Origin of the sequence: Pseudomonas sp. ATCC 13867 (assembly GCF_000349845.1) — a bacterium.
Taxonomy (GTDB): Bacteria; Pseudomonadota; Gammaproteobacteria; order Pseudomonadales; family Pseudomonadaceae; genus Pseudomonas.
Window position 1 is genome coordinate 291,399 of record NC_020829.1, and the last position, 18,083, is coordinate 309,481.

Annotated in this window: 15 protein-coding genes; 11 read left to right on the forward strand and 4 right to left on the reverse strand. The window is 64.9% G+C overall.

The window, feature by feature from the left end; translation table 11 throughout:
* Nucleotides 1-32: 32 nt before the first annotated feature.
* The 3 genes from H681_RS01310 to H681_RS01320 are packed head-to-tail and all read left to right on the forward strand — an operon-like array spanning nt 33 to nt 3,283.
* Nucleotides 33-1,943: an ATP-binding cassette domain-containing protein gene (locus H681_RS01310; RefSeq protein ID WP_015475032.1), complete on the forward strand. Its 1,911-nt coding sequence runs from the start codon at nt 33-35 to the stop codon at nt 1,941-1,943.
* Nucleotides 1,943-2,509, forward strand: coding sequence for a mechanosensitive ion channel family protein (locus H681_RS01315; protein WP_015475033.1), 567 nt, complete (start codon nt 1,943-1,945; stop codon nt 2,507-2,509). The genes H681_RS01310 and H681_RS01315 overlap by 1 nt, the downstream gene beginning before the upstream one ends.
* Before the next feature lie 15 nt (nt 2,510-2,524).
* A complete protein-coding gene (locus H681_RS01320; RefSeq protein WP_015475034.1) occupies nt 2,525-3,283 on the forward strand; it encodes a TerC family protein in 759 nt (252 codons plus the stop codon).
* 49 nt (nt 3,284-3,332) lie between these two features.
* On the opposite strand, the gene H681_RS01325 is transcribed toward H681_RS01320, so the two are convergent.
* Nucleotides 3,333-4,664, reverse strand: coding sequence for an IS4 family transposase (locus H681_RS01325; protein WP_015475035.1), 1,332 nt, complete (start codon nt 4,662-4,664; stop codon nt 3,333-3,335).
* 302 nt (nt 4,665-4,966) lie between these two features.
* On the opposite strand from H681_RS01325, the gene H681_RS01330 reads away from it, so the two are divergent.
* From H681_RS01330 to H681_RS01340, 3 genes are all read left to right on the forward strand, one after another.
* Entirely contained in the window at nt 4,967-5,596 is a 630-nt protein-coding gene (locus H681_RS01330; protein ID WP_015475036.1) for a LysE family transporter, read from the forward strand.
* A 127-nt stretch (nt 5,597-5,723) separates the two neighbouring features.
* Nucleotides 5,724-7,625, forward strand: coding sequence for a cytochrome c/FTR1 family iron permease (locus H681_RS01335; RefSeq protein WP_015475037.1), 1,902 nt, complete (start codon nt 5,724-5,726; stop codon nt 7,623-7,625).
* Between the two features lie 74 nt (nt 7,626-7,699).
* Complete coding sequence (locus H681_RS01340; protein WP_015475038.1) at nt 7,700-8,170, forward strand: YaiI/YqxD family protein; 471 nt, start codon at nt 7,700-7,702, stop codon at nt 8,168-8,170.
* Nucleotides 8,171-8,313: 143 nt separating this feature from the next.
* Here H681_RS01340 and elbB read toward each other — a convergent pair whose 3' ends face one another.
* Nucleotides 8,314-8,967: an isoprenoid biosynthesis glyoxalase ElbB gene (elbB, locus tag H681_RS01345; RefSeq protein WP_015475039.1), complete on the reverse strand. Its 654-nt coding sequence runs from the start codon at nt 8,965-8,967 to the stop codon at nt 8,314-8,316.
* A gap of 136 nt (nt 8,968-9,103) precedes the next feature.
* On the opposite strand from elbB, the gene H681_RS01350 reads away from it, so the two are divergent.
* Entirely contained in the window at nt 9,104-10,342 is a 1,239-nt protein-coding gene (locus H681_RS01350; RefSeq protein WP_015475040.1) for a sterol desaturase family protein, read from the forward strand.
* 4 nt (nt 10,343-10,346) lie between these two features.
* On the opposite strand, the gene H681_RS01355 is transcribed toward H681_RS01350, so the two are convergent.
* A complete protein-coding gene (locus tag H681_RS01355; RefSeq protein ID WP_086009535.1) occupies nt 10,347-10,910 on the reverse strand; it encodes a DedA family protein in 564 nt (187 codons plus the stop codon).
* Between the two features lie 232 nt (nt 10,911-11,142).
* On the opposite strand from H681_RS01355, the gene hemB reads away from it, so the two are divergent.
* Nucleotides 11,143-12,156, forward strand: a complete 1,014-nt coding sequence (gene hemB, locus H681_RS01360) for a porphobilinogen synthase (RefSeq protein WP_015475042.1) — start codon at nt 11,143-11,145, stop codon at nt 12,154-12,156.
* A 21-nt stretch (nt 12,157-12,177) separates the two neighbouring features.
* Nucleotides 12,178-14,370 carry a polyphosphate kinase 1 gene (ppk1, locus tag H681_RS01365; RefSeq protein ID WP_015475043.1) on the forward strand — a complete coding sequence of 731 codons (2,193 nt, stop codon included), beginning with the start codon at nt 12,178-12,180 and terminating at the stop codon, nt 14,368-14,370.
* Nucleotides 14,371-14,512: 142 nt separating this feature from the next.
* Here ppk1 and ppx read toward each other — a convergent pair whose 3' ends face one another.
* Entirely contained in the window at nt 14,513-16,015 is a 1,503-nt protein-coding gene (ppx, locus tag H681_RS01370) for an exopolyphosphatase (RefSeq protein WP_015475044.1), read from the reverse strand.
* A gap of 190 nt (nt 16,016-16,205) precedes the next feature.
* On the opposite strand from ppx, the gene trxA reads away from it, so the two are divergent.
* Entirely contained in the window at nt 16,206-16,532 is a 327-nt protein-coding gene (gene trxA / locus H681_RS01375; protein ID WP_015475045.1) for a thioredoxin TrxA, read from the forward strand.
* A gap of 237 nt (nt 16,533-16,769) precedes the next feature.
* A complete protein-coding gene (rho, locus tag H681_RS01380) occupies nt 16,770-18,032 on the forward strand; it encodes a transcription termination factor Rho (protein WP_015475046.1) in 1,263 nt (420 codons plus the stop codon).
* Nucleotides 18,033-18,083 lie beyond the last annotated feature (51 nt).

Sequence of the window (18,083 nt, forward strand, 5' to 3'; positions counted from 1 at the left end):
ATTGCCAGGCGAAGCTGATAAACTCCGCCGCCATGATTCGACTACAAGATCTTACGCTACAGCGTGGCCCCCAGCGCTTGCTGGAAGGTGCCGAACTCACCCTGCACGCCGGACAGAAAGTCGGCCTGATCGGCGCCAACGGCGCCGGCAAGTCGAGCCTGTTCGCCCTGCTGCGCGGCCAGCTCGGCCAGGACGCCGGCGACTGCTACCTGCCGGCGGACTGGCGCATCGCGCACATGCGCCAGGAAGTCGATACCCTCGACCGCCTCGCCGTCGACTACGTGCTCGATGGGGACGTGCACCTGCGCAAGATCCAGGCGGACCTCGCTGCGGCGGAAGAGACCCACGACGGCACCGCCCTGGCGCGCCTGCACAGCGAACTGGACAGCGCCGACGGGTACACCGCCGACGCCCGCGCGCGCAAGCTGCTGGCCGGCCTTGGCTTCACGTCCGAGCAGATGGACCGCCGCGTCGGCGACTTCTCCGGTGGCTGGCGGATGCGCCTGAACCTGGCGCAGGCGCTGATGTGCCCGTCCGAATTGCTGCTGCTCGACGAACCCACCAACCACCTCGACCTCGATGCCATCCTCTGGCTCGAAGAGTGGCTCAAGGGTTATCCGAGCACGCTGCTGCTGATCTCCCACGACCGCGATTTCCTCGACGCCGTAGTGGACAACATCGCCCACCTCGAACAGCGCAAGCTGACCCTGTATCGCGGCGGCTACTCGGCCTTCGAGCGCACCCGCGCCGAACGCCTCGCCCAGCAGCAACAGGCGTACGAGAAGCAGCAGGCGCAGCGCGCGCACATGGAAAAGTACATCGCCCGCTTCCGCGCCCAGGCCACCAAGGCCCGCCAGGCGCAGAGCCGGATCAAGGCGCTGGAACGCCTGGAAGAACTGGCGCCGGCCCACGTCGATTCGCCGTTCGACTTCAGCTTCCGCGAGTCCGACAAGATTTCCAGCCCGCTGCTCAACCTCTCCGAGGCGCGCCTGGGCTACGGCGACAAGACCGTGCTGGAAAAGGTCAAGCTGCAACTGGTGCCCGGCGCGCGCATCGGCCTGCTCGGCCCCAACGGAGCCGGCAAGTCGACCCTGATCAAGACCCTGTCCGGCGACCTGTCGCTGCTGGCCGGCGAGCTTGCCCGTGGCGAGAACCTCGCCATCGGCTACTTCGCCCAGCACCAGCTCGACTCGCTGGACCCCAAGGCCAGCCCGCTGCTGCACCTGGCGCGCATTGCGCCGGCCGAGCGCGAGCAGACCCTGCGCGACTTCCTCGGTGGCTTCGACTTCCGTGGCGAGCGCTGCGACGAGCCGGTGCTGAATTTCTCCGGTGGCGAGAAGGCGCGTCTGGCCCTGGCGCTGATCGCCTGGCAGAAGCCCAACCTGCTGCTGCTCGACGAACCGACCAACCACCTCGACCTGGAAATGCGCCTGGCGCTGACCCTGGCGCTGCAGGAGTTCTCCGGCGCCGTGGTGGTGGTGTCCCACGATCGGCACCTGCTCAAGAGCACCACCGACGAGTTCCTCCTGGTGGCCGACGGGCGCATCCGCGAATTTGACGGCGACCTCGACGACTACGCGCGCTGGCTGGTGGATTTCCGCGCCCGGCAGACGCCGTCCGCGCCCGCCGCGCAGGCCGGCGACAAGACCGACAAGCGTGCCCAGCGCCAGGCCGCCGCCGCCCTGCGCCAGCAGCTCGCTCCGCACAAGCGCGAGGCGGAGAAGCTGGAGAAGGAGCTGGGCAAGGTCCACGAACAGCTTGCCGAACTCGAACAGCGCCTGGGCGACAGCGCGCTCTACGAGGCCGCGCGCAAGGATGAGTTGCGCGACCTGCTGGCCCGCCAGTCCACCCTGAAGACCCGCGAAGGCGAGTTGGAAGAGTCCTGGCTGATGGCCCTGGAAACCCTCGAAGAGCTGCAGCGCCAACTGGAGGCCAGCGAGTAATGGAGGATGTGAACCTGCTGCTGGCGTGGAGCGATCCACTGCTGCGCGGCTTGCAGATCATCCTCATCCTGGTGCTCGCCTGGGCGGCGCAGCGGTTGGTGGCGCGCGGCATCAGCCGGCTGGGCCAGCGTTATCCGCTGCCGCCGGAGCTGTTGCTGCCGCTGCGGGGCGGGCTGCGCTGGCTGATCATGGGCTCGGCACTGATGATGGTGCTGGAGCGCCTGGGCGTTTCCGCCGATGTGCTGTGGGCCGCGCTGACCGGCTTCGTCGCCGTGGCGGCGGTGGCCTTCTTCGCCATCTGGAGCGTGCTGTCCAACCTGTTCTGCGCGCTGCTGATCTTCACCCTCGGGCCGTTCCGCCTGGGCGATCGCGTCGAGGTCATCGACACCGCGGACAAGCCCGGTGTGAAGGGCCGCGTGGTGGCGATCAATCTGCTCTACACCACGCTCGAGGAAGAGAGCACCGAGGCGGGCGCTCCCGGCGCGCTGCTGCAGGTGCCCAACAACCTGTTCTTCCAGAAATCCATCCGCCGCTGGCGCGGCCCGAATCTTCCCACCACCCTCTGACGGACATCCCCCACTATGGAATGGCTCACAAGCCCTGAGATCTGGGTTGCCTTTCTGACCCTGACTGCCCTGGAAATCGTTCTGGGCATCGACAACATCATCTTCATCTCGATCCTGGTCAGCCGCCTGCCGGCCGCCCAGCAGCCCAGGGCGCGCTTCTTCGGCCTGGCGCTGGCGATGGGCACGCGCATCCTGTTGCTGCTCTCGATCACCTGGGTCATGCGCCTTACCGCCGACCTGTTCACGGTGTTCGACCACGGCATTTCCGGGCGCGACCTGATCCTGTTCTTCGGCGGCCTGTTCCTGCTGTTCAAGAGCACGATGGAGATCTTCCACAGCCTGGAAGGCGCGGAAGAGAGCGAACAGCAGGGCGGCAAGTCGCGCGGTTTCATGGGCATCATCATCCAGATCGCGATCATCGACATCGTCTTCTCGCTGGACTCGGTGATCACCGCCGTGGGCCTGGTGCAGCACGTGCCGGTGATGGTCGCCGCCATCGTTATCTCGGTCGGCGTGATGATGCTGTCGGCCGGCACCATCAGTGCCTTCATCGACAAGCACCCGTCGCTGAAGATGCTGGCGCTGTCGTTCCTGATCGTGGTTGGCACCGTGCTGATCGCCGAGGCTTTCGAAGTCCACGTGCCCAAGGGCTACGTCTACTTCGCCATGGCCTTCTCGCTGGCGGTGGAGGCGATCAACATCCGCCTGCGCAGCGCCCTGGCGCGCAAGCGCGGCGAGGATCCGGTGAAACTGCGCAAGGACATACCGAGCTGATCGGTTCGTCGTGATGGACAAGAAGCCCGGTCTAGTGCCGTAATGCTGTTCACTTAAGCGGAGCAGCCTTGCAATCCACTGGGTAGCGGGACTTGGAGATCTTCACCGTCCTTGGTCTTGAGGGCCTTGGACGGTGATCCAGAAACAGTCCTCCGAGTCCCGATCTCAGCTCCGAGAGGCGCCTGCCTGTTGCCGAAATCGGGTTGGCCGCCGCCATCACGATCAATTGCACGGCGATATAGTGGGCCACCGGCTTGAAACGTATGTCGCTTGGGGAACGGCCAAAGGCCACCGCAGCCTGACTGGCCTCACGGCGGATGATGTTGTAGGCCAGCAACACTCCCCAGACCTCTTGATAGACCAGTTCCTTGACCTTGCTGCGCAGGGTCATTGCATTCTGCTGTAAGGAGCTTTTGATATCCCGGAAGCCCAGCTCGATCTCCCAGCGTTCCTGGTACAGCTTCACCACGGCTTTGGCGTTATGGATATCCGCCGGCAGTGAGGTCAAAAGGGTTTTTACCTTGCCCCCTACTTCGTAGCTGACCTCACGCACCTCCCAGTGCGTTGGCAGGTCCGGATTGCGCTTGCGTGCCGGGGTCGACACCTTCATGCGCAGCAGGCGATCCCCTTTGCCGTAACGCGTCACCTCCTCGCTGACCAGGGCCTTGCGTGCCGGAATCAACCAATGACGGTTGTCACCGCCCTTGGCCAGCCCCAGTAGCAAGTCAGCACTCCAAAATCCCTTGTCGAACAGCGTCACCGAGTGATCGGGAACCTGCTGCAGGAATGTATCGGCCAAGCGCATTTCGCTACGGCGGTAGGGACTCAGCTGGGCATCCAGGATCAGGTGCGAGCGCACATTCATCAGGGCTGCAAGCCGCAGCATGGGGAATGGTGTCTGGCGGTCGGTGGAGGTATTGCCAGAGCCGAAATGCTCCCGGAGTTCGGGGGTGTCTGGGGTGCGCAGCAGTGCGCCATCCACGGCCAACACCTGCAAGCCCTGCCAGGTATCGCCGTCGTAGCGCTCGCGGCCCCATTGGTGACCCGTCTGGCGAAACAGCCACTCAACCGGATCGGCACCCAACCGTTTGCGCGCCTCGGTGACGCCACTTCTGGCCAGAAGGTCGTAGGAGGCCAGCCCCTGGGCGCAGATGTTCAGACGCCTTGCCACTTCATGGACCGGTTCGTCGCGGAACAACGCCATCCCCAGCACCAGCCAGAGCACCTGGTCGCTGGGCAGGCGGCGCCGCCGGATGGTCGCCTGGGCGGAAAGGTCCAGCGCGGACGCCACCCACTCGACCGGAATGTTCTGGGTGAAGGTGCTCAAATCGGAGAAGTTGAACAACTCGCCTAGGTCGAGCAGTTGCTGTTGGAAAGACATAAAAAATCCGATGCCAGAAGTCTGGCATCGGATTTTCAGGGAGCCGCGACAACAGCTCAAATGCTTAAGTGAACAGCATTACGGTCTAGTGCCGGGCTTTTTCTTTGGATTCATGCAGGAGCGAGCTTGCTCGCGAGCCGCCTCGGCATCGGAGCCGCTGAGAGGTTCCGTTCGCGAGCAAGCTCGCTCCTACAGGGCTCACTCGACCTTCGTCGGCCAGGCTGGGCGACATCGTGCGACTAGGGCACACTGGGGCGTCCGTAACAAATTATTGCGCCTGCCTGGGCGCCGTGAGGTCCGCAATGCTCGCCAGTACCTGGTTCGCCTTCTTCATCGCCTGCTGGGTAATCAGCCTGTCGCCCGGCGCCGGGGCCATCGCTTCGATGTCCTGCGGGCTGCAATACGGCTTCTGGCGCGGCTACTGGAACGCACTGGGCCTGCAGCTGGGCCTGGCGCTGCAGATCGCCGTGGTCGCCGCTGGCGTCGGCGCGCTGCTGTCCGCCTCGGCGGTCGCCTTCAGCGCGATCAAGTGGTTCGGCGTGGCCTATCTGGTCTATCTCGCCTACCGCCAATGGACCGCGCCGCCGCAGGCGATGGACGCGGGCGGGCAACGCCCCATCGGGCGGCCGCTGACCCTGGTGCTGCGTGGTTTCCTGGTCAACGCCAGCAACCCCAAGGCGGTGATCTTCATGCTTGCGGTGCTGCCGCAGTTCGTCGACCCGCACCAGCCGATGCTGATCCAGTACGTGATCATGGGTGTCACGATGATCACCGTCGACCTGATCGTCATGGCCGGCTACACCGGCCTGGCCGCCCGCGTGCTGCGCGCGTTGCGCTCGCCACGCCAGCAGACGGTGATGAATCGAACCTTCGCCACTCTGTTCGTGGGTGCCGCCGCGCTGCTCGCCACCGTGCGCCGCGCCCCGGCCTGAGGGCGTTGGCGGGGAGCCCGGGGGGCGTCACGGATGCTTCGGGCACAGCTTTCCCAGACATTGTCCTTGCATAGACGGAAACCTGAGGTGACAATTTAATCTCTTTCATTCTCATTTAACTTCCGCTATGCGACCCTCCAAACTTATCGTCTGGCTGTTGCCGCTGGTCGGCCTTTGCAGCCTTGGAGCTCACGCCGACACGGCTGTCGACCCCTCTCAAGCCCTTCATCTGCTCAGTTATCTCGCCGCCGACTACCCGGCAACGGTTGCCGACGGCAAGATCGTCGACGCCAGCGAGTACAAGGAGCAACTGGAGTTCGTCGGCAATCTCCACGCACTGATCCTGGCGCTGCCGGCGCGCCCCGAGCGCGCCGATCTGGAAACGGCCGCCAATGCCCTCAGGCAGGCCATCGAGCAGCGTCTGCCGGGCAAGCAGGTTGCCCAGCAGGCGCGTCACCTGGAGGCGCGCGTCGCCGATCTCTACCAGGTGGTGCAGACCCCAGCGATCACCCCGGATCCGACCCGCGCCGCCGAGACCTACGCCCAGCAGTGCTCGATCTGCCACGGCGCCGCCGGCAAGGGCGATGGCCCGGCGGGCATCGGCCTGGAGCCGCCGCCGGCCAACCTGACCGACCGCGCGCGCCAGGATCACCTGAGCCTGTATGACCTGCACAACGTCATTGGCCTGGGTGTCGCCGGCACCGACATGCCGGCCTTCGCCGACCAGCTCGACGAGCGTCAGCGCTGGGACCTGGCGGCCTACATCGCCGGCCTCAGCGCCGGCCAGGCCAAGGCCGATCCGGCCCACGGCTACCCGCTGGCGACCCTCTCGACTCAGACTCCGGCCGATGTGGCCGAGCGCGATGGCGAGGCGGCGGCCGAGAGCTTCCGTGCCCTGCGTGCCCATCCGCCGCTGGAACACCGTGGCCCGGCGCAGCAGATCGACTACACCTCCGCGACCCTGGACAAGAGCTTCGCGGTGTACCGCGCAGGCGACCACGACCAGGCCTACGACCTGTCCGTGGCGGCCTACCTGGAAGGCTTCGAGCTGGTGGAAAGCTCGCTGGACAACGTCGACGCCGATCTGCGCAAGGCCACCGAGAAGCAACTGATGGCCTACCGTCAGGCGCTGCGTGACGGTCTGCCGGAAGCCGAGGTGGCCCAGCAGCTGGAGCTGGCCAAGAGCAAGCTGGCGGACGCCGCCAAGGCCCTGAGCGGCGACTCGCTGAGCTTCTCCATCAGCTTCGTCTCGGCCCTGCTGATCCTCCTGCGCGAAGGCGTGGAAGCGATCCTGGTGCTGGCCGCGATCCTCGCCTTCCTGCGCAACACCGGGCAGGAGAAGGCCGTGCGCGGCGTGCATATCGGCTGGGGCCTGGCCTTCGTCGCCGGCTTCGCCACCTGGGCGGTCGCTGCCTACGTGATCGACATCGGTGGTGCCCAGCGCGAGCTGATGGAAGGCTTCACCTCGCTGTTCGCCTGCGTGATGGTGCTCTGGCTCGGCGTGTGGATGCATGACCGTCGCCATGCCGCCGCCTGGCAGGACTACATCCGCAGCAGCCTGGTGGGCGGTGGTGGCCGCTTCGGCTTCGCGGTGCTGGCGTTCTTCTCGGTCTACCGCGAGCTGTTCGAGGTCATCCTGTTCTACGAAACCCTCTGGCTGCAGGCCGGTCCGGCTGGCCACAACGCGGTGATCGCCGGTGCGGGCACTGCCGTGGTGGTCCTGATCGGCATCGCCTTCGTGATCCTGCGCGGTTCGGCCCGACTGCCACTGAAGCTGTTCTTCACCGTCAACGCCGCGCTGCTCTGCGCCCTGTCGGTGGTCTTCGCCGGCCACGGTGTGGTCGCCCTGCAGGAAGCCGGCGTGATCGGTACCCGCCCGGTGCCGTTCTTCGACTTCGACTGGCTCGGCATCAAGGCCGACGCCTACTCGCTGTCGGCCCAGGCCGTGGCGCTGCTGGCGGTGGCCGTGTTCTACGGGCGCAGCTACTTCTCCGAGCGCCGCAAGGCCGCCGAGATCGCCTCGTCCTGAGGCAATAGCTGAGCGACACACGACGGCCAGTGCGATACTGGCCGTCGTGCTTTCTGGAGAATGGTTTTCCGATTATGCGTATCTGGATCGATGCCGACGCCTGCCCGCGCGCGGCCAAGGAGCTGGTGGCCAAGTTCGCCTTGAAGCGCAAGCTGGAGGTGGTGATGGTCGCCGGCCAGCCGGTGGCCAAGCCGCCGTTCGCCTGCGTCAGCCTGGTGGTGGTGCCCAGCGGGATGGACGCCGCCGATGACTACCTGGTGGAGCAGGCCGAGCCCGGCGACCTGGTGATCTGCAGCGACGTGCCGTTGGCCGACCGGCTGGTGAAGAAGGGCGTCGATGCGCTGGACCCGCGTGGCCGCGAGTTCGACGAGAAGAACATGGGCGAGCGCCTGGCGGTGCGCAACCTGTTCACCGACCTGCGCGAGCAGGGGCAGGTGGGGGGAGGGCAGGCGCCCTACGGCGACAAGGACAGGCAAGCTTTCGCCAACAGCCTGGATCGATTGCTGACGCGCCTCATGCGCGAGGCGAAAGCTCGCAAGCCCTGAATGAAAACGCCCGGCACTGCCGGGCGTTTTAACTCCAATGAGCTACATCGGCGCTGCATCGGTTCGCGAGCAAGCTCGCTCCTACAAAAGCGGTGCAACCTGTAGGAGCGAGCTTGCTCGCGAATATTCGTCGCTCGACGGTCTCAGGCCAGCTCCAGCACCCGGTCGACCGCCTTGTTGATGCCGCTGGCGGCTTCGGCAATGGACTGCGCGAGCATGTAGGCCGGCGTGGTGACCAGCTTGTGGTCCTTGTCCTCGACGATGTCCTCCACGGCGCAATCGATGTGCTTGGCGCCCATGCTGGTCAGCGCCTGGGCGGTGCCCTCGTCGGTGCCGATGGTGCATTCCACGCCGGCGCCATAAATGCGCGCGGCCATCGCCGGGGCGATGCAGAGCAGGCCAACCGGCTTCTTCGCCGCGGCGAAGGCCTTGGCCAGGGCCAGCACGTCCGGCTGTACTTCGCACTGGTCGCCCTTGAAGGCGAAGTCGCTGAGGTTCTTCGCGGCGCCGAAACCACCGGGTACGAGCAGTGCGTCGAAGTCTTCGACCTTGGCGTCGCGGATGTCCTTCACCTCGCCACGGGCGATGCGCGCGGACTCCACCAGCACGTTGCGGCTCTCGGCCATTTCCTCGCCGGTGAGGTGGTTGAGCACGTGGTGCTGGGCGATGTTCGGGGCGAAGCACTGCACCTTCGCGCCGCGCTGGGAAAGGCGCAGCAGGGTGATCACGCTTTCGTGGATCTCGGCGCCGTCGTAGACGCCGCAGCCGGAGAGGATGACGGCAACTTTCTTCTGCATGGACTGCTCCTGTTCGGGAATGCCGGGCGTGTCGCGATATGCCGCCCGGGTTGTCGCCGGCGGTCGGGGCCGGCGCGGGGCAAGGGGCTAGGATCGAATCTGGGCCTTCCCATAAGCATAACGACTCGGCCGCGCCATGAACTATATCCTCTTCGCCGTACCCTTCTTTTTCCTCCTGATTGCGCTCGAGTTGCTCGCCGACCGCTGGCGGGGCATGCGCACCTACCGCCTGAGCGATGCGCTGAACAGCCTCAGCGCCGGCGTGCTGTCCACCACCAGCGGTCTGCTGACCAAGGGGCTGGGCGTGGTGACCTATACCCTCGCCTGGCAGCACCTGGCGCAGTTTGAGCTGTCGGCCCAGAGCCTCTGGGTCTGGGTATTCGCCTTCGTCTTCTACGACTTCTGCTACTACTGGAACCACCGCCTGGGTCATGAGCGCAACGTGCTCTGGGCCGCGCATTCGGTACACCACCAGAGCGAGGACTACAACCTTTCCACCGCGCTGCGGCAGACCAGCACCGGCTTCATCTTCGGCTGGATCTTCTACCTGCCGATGGCCATCGCGGGGGTGCCGCCGCTGGTGTTCCTCAGCGTCGGTGCGCTGAATCTGCTCTACCAGTTCTGGGTGCACACCCGGCACATCCCCAAGCTGGGCGTGTTCGAGTGGATCTTCATTACCCCGTCCAACCACCGTGTGCACCATGCGCAGAACCCGCTGTACATGGATCGCAACTACGGCGGTGTGTTCATCGTCTGGGACCGCCTGTTCGGCACCTTCCAGGAGGAACTGGACGAGGAGCCGGTGGTGTTCGGCGTGACCGTGCCGCTGGCCAGCTGGAATCCGCTGTGGGCCAACCTGCAGGTCTATGCGCACCTGTGGAATGACGCCCGTCGCACCGAAAGCCTGTGGGACAGTCTGCGCATCTGGTTCATGCGCACCGGCTGGCGCCCCGAGGATGTCGCCCAGCGTTATCCGATGGAGAAACCCGACCTGAGCGCGTTCCGCAAGTTCGACGTGCCGCTGGGGCGTGGCCGCCAGTGGTATGCAGTCGTACAGTTCGCCGGCTACGTTCTGGGCGGGACCTGGCTGCTGGGCGTGGGGGGCGGCTGGGAAGTGTTGCCGCTGGCGATCGGGCTGGCCTGGATGGCGTTCGGGCTGTTCGCCATTGGCGTCTGGCTGGAGAACCGTCCCTGGGCGCTGAGGCTGGAGGTGTTGCGCCTGGCGCTCAACGTGCCGGCGCTGGCGGGACTGACGCTGGCCGGCGGGTTGCAGCTGCCGCAATGGGCGCCCTGGGCGCTGGCGGTGTACACCCTGGCAAGCCTGATCGGGCTGCTGGGCCTGCGGCGCGCCGAACGGCTGCCCCAGGCCATCTGAGGGCTCAGCCCTTGTTGTTGGCGCTCTTGAAGCGGCGGTGCAGCCAGAGCAAAAGGCCGATGACGATCAGCCCGCCGAGCACCATCAGCTCGTACCTCTTGATGTTGCCCAGCACGCCTTCGAGCACGCTGCCAAAATAGTAGGCCGCCGAGCCCAGCGCGGTGGCCCAGACGATGGCGCCGATGCCGTTGAGCAGCAGGTAGCGTGCCGGCGGGTAGCCGGACAGGCCGATGGCCACCGGCATCACGGTGCGCAGGCCGTAGACGAAGCGGAAGCTCAGCACCCACAGGTCCGGGTGACGGCGCACGTGTTCCAGCGCCTTGTCGCCCATCTGCTGCCAGCGCGGCTTGCGCGAGAGCAGCTTGCGCCCGTGGCGGCGGCCGAGGAAGTACCACAGCTGGTCGCCCGCATAGCTGCCCATGAAGGCCACGGCGACCACGTATTCCAGCTGCATATAGCCGCGAAATGCCAGGAACCCGGCCAGAACCAGAATGGTCTCGCCCTCGAAGAAGGTGCCGAGGAACAGGGCGAGATAGCCGAAATCCTGCAGGAATTGTTGGAGCATTATCGAGGCAACGCAGCGAAATGAACGCGAAGCCTAACTCGGTTGTCGCTCCGGGGGAAGGTATGCCAGTCGTCCCCCATGACCTGGCGCAACTCGCGACCGCTCGTTCGTTGCGCTCGACCGGTGCGGCAGGATGCCGCGACCAAGGGTCACTGTTACGCGTTGTTACCAATCGGTCATAATCCGGGCCTATAACTGTCACACTGTGCCTGCTGTCCAGGCCCTGGAGTACACCGTGAGCTTCATTCCCGCCGATCGAGCCTTCCCCTTCACCCGACTGCGCCGCAATCGTCGTGACGACTTTTCCCGTCGTCTGGTGCGCGAGAACGTACTGACCACCAACGACCTGATCCTTCCGGTGTTCGTCCTCGATGGCAAGAACCAGCGCGAGGCGGTGCCCTCGATGCCGGGCGTGGAGCGCATGTCCATCGACCTGCTGCTCAAGGAAGCCGAGGAACTGGTGGAGCTGGGCATTCCGGCCCTGGCGCTGTTCCCGGTGACCCCGCTGGAGAAGAAGTCCCTCGACGGCGCCGAAGCCTTCAACCCCGACGGCATCGCCCAGCGCGCCACCCGCGCCCTGCGCGAGCGCTTCCCGGAGCTGGGGATCATCACCGACGTCGCCCTGGACCCCTTCACCAGCCACGGCCAGGACGGCATCCTCGATGAAGACGGCTACGTGCTGAACGATGTGTCCGTCGACGTGCTGGTCAAGCAGGCGCTATCCCACGCCGAAGCCGGCGCCCAGGTCGTGGCGCCGTCGGACATGATGGACGGCCGCATCGGCGCGATCCGCGAGGCCTTGGAGTCGACCGGTCACACCAACACGCGCATCATGGCCTACTCGGCCAAGTACGCCAGCGCCTACTACGGCCCGTTCCGCGACGCGGTCGGTTCGGCCGCCAACCTCGGCAAGGGCAACAAGGCCACCTACCAGATGGACCCGGCCAACAGCGACGAAGCGCTGCATGAGATCTACGCGGACCTCGCCGAAGGCGCCGACATGATCATGGTCAAACCGGGCATGCCGTATCTCGACATCGTTCGACGGGCGAAGGACGAATTCCGCGCGCCGACCTTTGTCTACCAGGTCAGCGGCGAATACGCGATGCACATGGCGGCGATCAACAACGGCTGGCTCAGCGAAGCGGTGATCCTCGAGTCGCTGCTGGCCTTCAAACGCGCCGGCGCAGATGGCATCCTGACCTACTTCGCCAAACGTGCTGCGGAACAATTGAAAAAGGGGGGCTGACCCCCGTCGACGAGACTTGCGATGAATACCGAAGGCCTTAGCGAAACCGAACTCCTCGAAGCCGACTCCACCGACGTCATCGTGGCCGAGACCACCGAAGCGACCCCTCCGCCGCCGGAGGTGACCGTCCCAGCGGTCAACGTGGACGACAGCGCCCTCTACATTCATCGCGAGCTCTCGCAGCTGCAGTTCAACATCCGCGTGCTGCAACAGGCGCTGGATGAGTCCTACCCGTTGCTGGAACGCCTGAAGTTCCTGCTGATCTTCTCCAGCAACCTCGACGAGTTCTTCGAGATCCGCGTCGCCGGCCTGAAGAAGCAGATCACCTTCGCCCGCGAACAGGCCGGCGCCGACGGCCTGCTGCCGCACCAGGCGCTGGCGCGCATCAGCGAGCAGGTGCACGAGCAGGTCGCCCGCCAGTACAGCATCCTCAACGACATCCTGTTGCCGGAGCTGGCCAAGCACGATATTCGCTTCATCCGCCGCCGCTACTGGACGCCGAAGATCAAGGCCTGGGTCCGCCGCTTCTTCCGCGACGAGATCGCGCCCATCGTCACCCCGATTGGCCTCGATCCGACCCACCCGTTCCCGCTGCTGGTGAACAAGAGCCTGAACTTCATGGTCGAGCTCGAGGGCCTGGACGCCTTCGGCCGCGACTCGGGCCTGGCGATCATCCCGGCGCCGCGTTCGTTGCCGCGGATCATCCGTCTGCCGGAAGAGGTCGCCGGCCCCGGCGACAACTACGTGTTCCTCTCGTCGATGATCCACGCCCATGCCGACGACCTGTTCCACGGCATGAAGGTGAAAGGCTGCTACCAGTTCCGCCTGACCCGTAACGCCGACCTTTCGGTGGACGCCGAGGACGTCGAGGACCTGGCCCGCGCGCTGCGTGGCGAGCTGTTCTCGCGCCGCTACGGCGACGCCGTGCGCCTGGAGGTAGTGGACACCTGCCCGACGCACCTGTCCAACTACCTGCTCAAGCAGTTCGGCCTGTCCGAAACCGAGCTGTACCGGGTCAGCGGCCCGGTCAACCTGACGCGCCTGTTCAGTGTCACCGGCCTCGCCAGCCATCCGGAACTGCAGCACCCGCCGTTCACTCCGGCGATTCCCAAGCTGCTGCAGAAGAAGGAAAACCTGTTCAACGTCCTGGGCAAGCTCGACGTGCTGCTGATGCACCCGTTCGAGTCCTTCACCCCGGTGATCGACCTGCTGCGCCAGGCCGCCAAGGACCCCAGCGTGCTGGCGATCAAGCAGACGCTGTACCGTTCCGGCGCCAACTCCGAGATCGTCGACGCGCTGGTGGAAGCCGCGCGCAACGGCAAGGAAGTCACCGTGGTGATCGAACTGCGGGCGCGCTTCGACGAGGAATCCAACCTGCAGCTGGCCAGCCGCTTGCAGCAGGCCGGCGCGGTAGTGATCTACGGTGTGGTCGGCTTCAAGACCCACGCCAAGATGATGCTGATCCTGCGTCGCGAGGACGGCGAGCTGCGCCGCTACGCGCACCTGGGCACCGGCAACTACCACGCCGGCAACGCCCGCCTGTACACCGACTACAGCCTGCTGACCGCCGACGTGGCGCTCTGCGAGGACCTGCACAAGCTGTTCAACCAGCTGATCGGCATGGGCAAGACCCTGCGCATGAAGAAGCTCCTGCACGCGCCCTTCACCCTGAAGAAGAACCTGCTGGAGATGATCAACCGCGAGGCTGCCCAGGCCGCCGAGGGCAAGCCGGCGCAGATCATGGCCAAGGTCAACTCGCTGACCGACGCCAAGGTCATCCGCGCGCTGTACAAGGCCAGCCAGGCCGGCGTGAAGATCGACCTGGTGGTGCGCGGCATGTGCTGCCTGCGTCCGGGTGTGCCGGGCGTGTCGCACAACATCCAGGTGCGCTCGATCATCGGCCGCTTCCTGGAGCACAGCCGGATCTACTACTTCCTCAACGGCGGCGAGGAGAAGCTCTATCTCTCCAGCGCCGACTGGATGGAGCGCAACCTCGACATGCGTGTGGAGACCTGCTTCCCGGTGGAAGGCAAGAAGCTGGTGCTGCGGGTGAAGAAGGAGCTGGAGTCCTACCTGACCGACAACACCCTGGCCTGGGTGCTGCAGTCCGACGGCAGCTACGTGCGCCAGAGCCCCAGCGGCAACCAGAACGCCCGCAACTCCCAGGCGATGCTGCTGGAGCGGCTGTGTACGCCGGTGATCAGTTCGCGCTGATCCGCCGGAGTCACCGAAAGCCCTGCCTCGCGGCGGGGCTTTTGGTTTTTCGTAGGCGTCCCGCGTCCCCCCTTGCGCTATCAGATCAAACGAAAAGGCCCCGACGTTTAAACGCCGGGGCCTATTTCTGTCGCGGGGACGGTCAGCTCACGCTGAGCGAATAACCCACGCGGGCAAGCCAGCCGGCTTCCTGTTCGAAGTCCGCCTGGGTCAGCGGGTTGGCGGCCAGCCAGCCGTCCGGGAAACGCACGCTCAGGCTCTTGGAGGAAGCCTTCAGGGCCACCGCCGGCATCTGCTGGGTGCCACGGATGTGGTGGAAGAGGATAGCGAAGCGCAGCACGATGCACAGGCGGATCAGCTTGTCGCCTTCGTCGCCCAGTTCGTTGAACTTGTCTGCCGGGATGTTGCGACGGTGGCCGCGCACCAGCAGCGCCAGGGTCTGCTGGTCGAGTCGGGAGAAGCCGGCCAGGTCCGAGTGTTCGAGCAGGTAGGCACCGTGCTTGTGGTAGTGGTAGTGGGCGATGTCCAGGCCCAGTTCGTGGACGCGGGCGGCCCACATCAGCAGTTCGCGATGGCCTTCATCGTTCAGGTCCCAGGCCTTGGCGACCTGGTCCAGCGACTCCAGCGCCTTGGCTTCGACACGCGCCGCCTGCTCCGGGTCGACGTGGTAACGCTCCATCAGGGCGCCGATGGTGCGCTCGCGGACGTCCTCGTGGTGGTGGCGGCCGAGCAGGTCGTAGAGCACGCCTTCGCGCAGGGCGCCTTCGGAGTGGGTCATGCGGGACAGTTCGAGGGCGTCGAACAGCGCCTCGAGGATCGCCAGGCCCGCCGGGAAGATCGGCCGGCGGTCGGGCTTGATGCCGTCGATGTCGAGCTTCTCGACCTCGCCCAGTTTGAACATCTTGCGCTTGAGCCAGGCCAGGCCATCGGGGTTGATCTCGCCGTTGCCGTGGCCGCCGGCCTGGATCGCCAGGCAGATGGCGCGAATGGTGCCCGAGGCGCCGACGGCCTCATCCCAGCCCAGGCGGCGCAGGCTGTTCTCGATGCTCATCAGTTCCAGGCGCGCCGAGGTATAGGCCTGGGCATAGCGCGCGGGGGTGATCTTGCCGTCCTTGAAGTAGCGCTGGGTGAAGCTCACGCAGCCCATCTGCAGGCTCTCGCGCAGCTGCGATTCGAAGCGCTGGCCGATGATGAACTCGGTGCTGCCGCCGCCGATATCCACCACCAGGCGGCGGCCGGCGGTGTCCGGCAGGGTGTGGGACACGCCCAGGTAGATCAGGCGCGCCTCTTCACGGCCGGAGATGACTTCCACCGGGTGGCCGAGGATCTGGTCGGCAACACGGATGAACTCGGTGCGGTTGCGCGCCTCGCGCAGGGCGTTGGTGCCCACCACGCGCACCGAGCCCAGCGGCATGCCGCTGATGAACTGGGCGAACTGCTTCAGGCAGTCGAAGCCGCGCTGCATGGCTTCGGGGGTGAGCATGCGGTCTTCGCCGATGCCGGCGGCCAACTGAACCTTCTCGCCCAACCGCTCAAGGATGCGGATCTCGCCGTGATCGGCCTTTGCCAGGACCATATGAAAACTGTTCGAGCCGAGGTCGATGGCCGCGATCAAGGGAAAGGTCTTGGCTGGGGTATAGGGCATGTTGGGAGGTCCGGATAAATACGGGAGATATCCTGCCATTTTAGGCAAGTAGTGCCAATGAAGGGGGTGTCACCGATCAGCAGATGCCTCATCGGTGATAGATAGACTCAATCAGCGGTGCCTTTCGGTGCGGGCCGAGGCGGGATATGATGACGGACACTTTTTCGCATCCGATTGACGGAGAGAATACATGAGCGAACATATCGTCAATGTTACCGATGCCAGCTTCGAGCAGGACGTACTGAAGTCCGACGGTCCCGTGCTGGTCGACTACTGGGCCGAATGGTGCGGCCCGTGCAAGATGATTGCGCCGGTACTCGACGAGATCGCCAAGGACTATCAGGGCAAGCTGAAAGTCTGCAAGCTGAACATCGACGAGAACCAGGACACCCCGCCGAAGTACGGCGTGCGTGGCATCCCGACCCTGATGCTGTTCAAGGGCGGCAATGTCGAAGCGACCAAGGTCGGCGCACTGTCCAAGTCGCAGCTGGCTGCCTTCCTCGACAGCAACATCTAAGTCGAGAAGTCCTGAAAAACCCCGCCAATGCGCGGGGTTTTTCGTTATTGCCCCTAGACGCTCCGAAACTCGGGTGTTAAATTCGGGCGCACAACGATTGTTTCGTTGTCCCCTGCAAGCCGTCGCCGACGCACTTCCCATTCGAATTCCAAGCGATCCTGTCCGTCATCTACGGCGCGGCTCTTCAAGCATCACGCTTGTTCCCTTTTCCCCTTTCAGCGTATTTACGTCCCTTCTATGAATCTGACCGAACTCAAGCAAAAGCCGATTGCCGAATTGCTGGAAATGTCCGATGCCATGGGCCTGGAAAACATGGCTCGTTCGCGCAAACAGGACATCATCTTCGCGTTGCTGAAGAAGCACGCGAAAAGCGGCGAGGAAATCTCCGGTGACGGCGTGCTGGAGATTCTCCAGGATGGCTTCGGCTTCCTGCGCTCCGCCGATTCCTCGTACCTGGCCGGCCCCGACGACATCTACGTCTCGCCCAGCCAGATCCGGCGCTTCAACCTGCGCACGGGCGACACCATCATCGGCAAGATTCGTCCGCCGAAGGAAGGCGAGCGTTACTTCGCCCTGCTGAAAGTCGACTCGATCAACTTCGATCGTCCGGAGAACGCGAAGAACAAGATTCTCTTCGAGAACCTGACCCCGCTGTTCCCGACCAAACGCCTGACCATGGAAGCCGGCAACGGCTCCACCGAGGACCTCACCGGCCGTGTGATCGACCTCTGCTCGCCGATCGGCAAGGGCCAGCGCGGCCTGATCGTCGCCCCGCCGAAAGCGGGCAAGACCATCATGCTGCAGAACATCGCCTCGAACATCACCCGCAACAACCCCGAGTGCCATCTGATCGTCCTGCTGATCGACGAGCGCCCGGAAGAAGTGACCGAGATGCAGCGCACCGTGCGCGGCGAAGTGGTCGCCTCCACCTTCGACGAACCGCCGACCCGCCACGTGCAGGTCGCCGAGATGGTGATCGAGAAGGCCAAGCGCCTGGTCGAGCACAAGAAGGACGTGATCATCCTGCTGGACTCCATCACCCGTCTGGCCCGTGCCTACAACACCGTGATCCCCAGCTCCGGCAAGGTGCTCACCGGTGGCGTCGACGCCCACGCCCTGGAAAAGCCCAAGCGCTTCTTCGGCGCCGCGCGCAACATCGAGGAAGGCGGTTCGCTGACCATCCTTGCCACCGCGCTGATCGAAACCGGCTCGAAGATGGACGAAGTGATCTACGAGGAATTCAAGGGTACCGGTAACTCGGAACTCATCCTCGACCGTCGCATCTCGGAAAAACGCGTGTTCCCGGCGATCAACATCAATCGCTCCGGCACCCGTCGCGAAGAGCTGCTCACCGGTGAGGAAGAGCTGCAGCGCATGTGGATCCTGCGCAAGATCCTGCACCCGATGGACGAGATCGCCGCCGTGGAATTCCTCTTGGACAAGCTGCGCCAGACGAAGACCAACGACGAGTTCTTCGACTCCATGAAGCGCAGCAAGTAAGCGCTCTGCGAGACCAACGAGGCCGGGGAAACCCGGCCTTCGTGTTTCTGC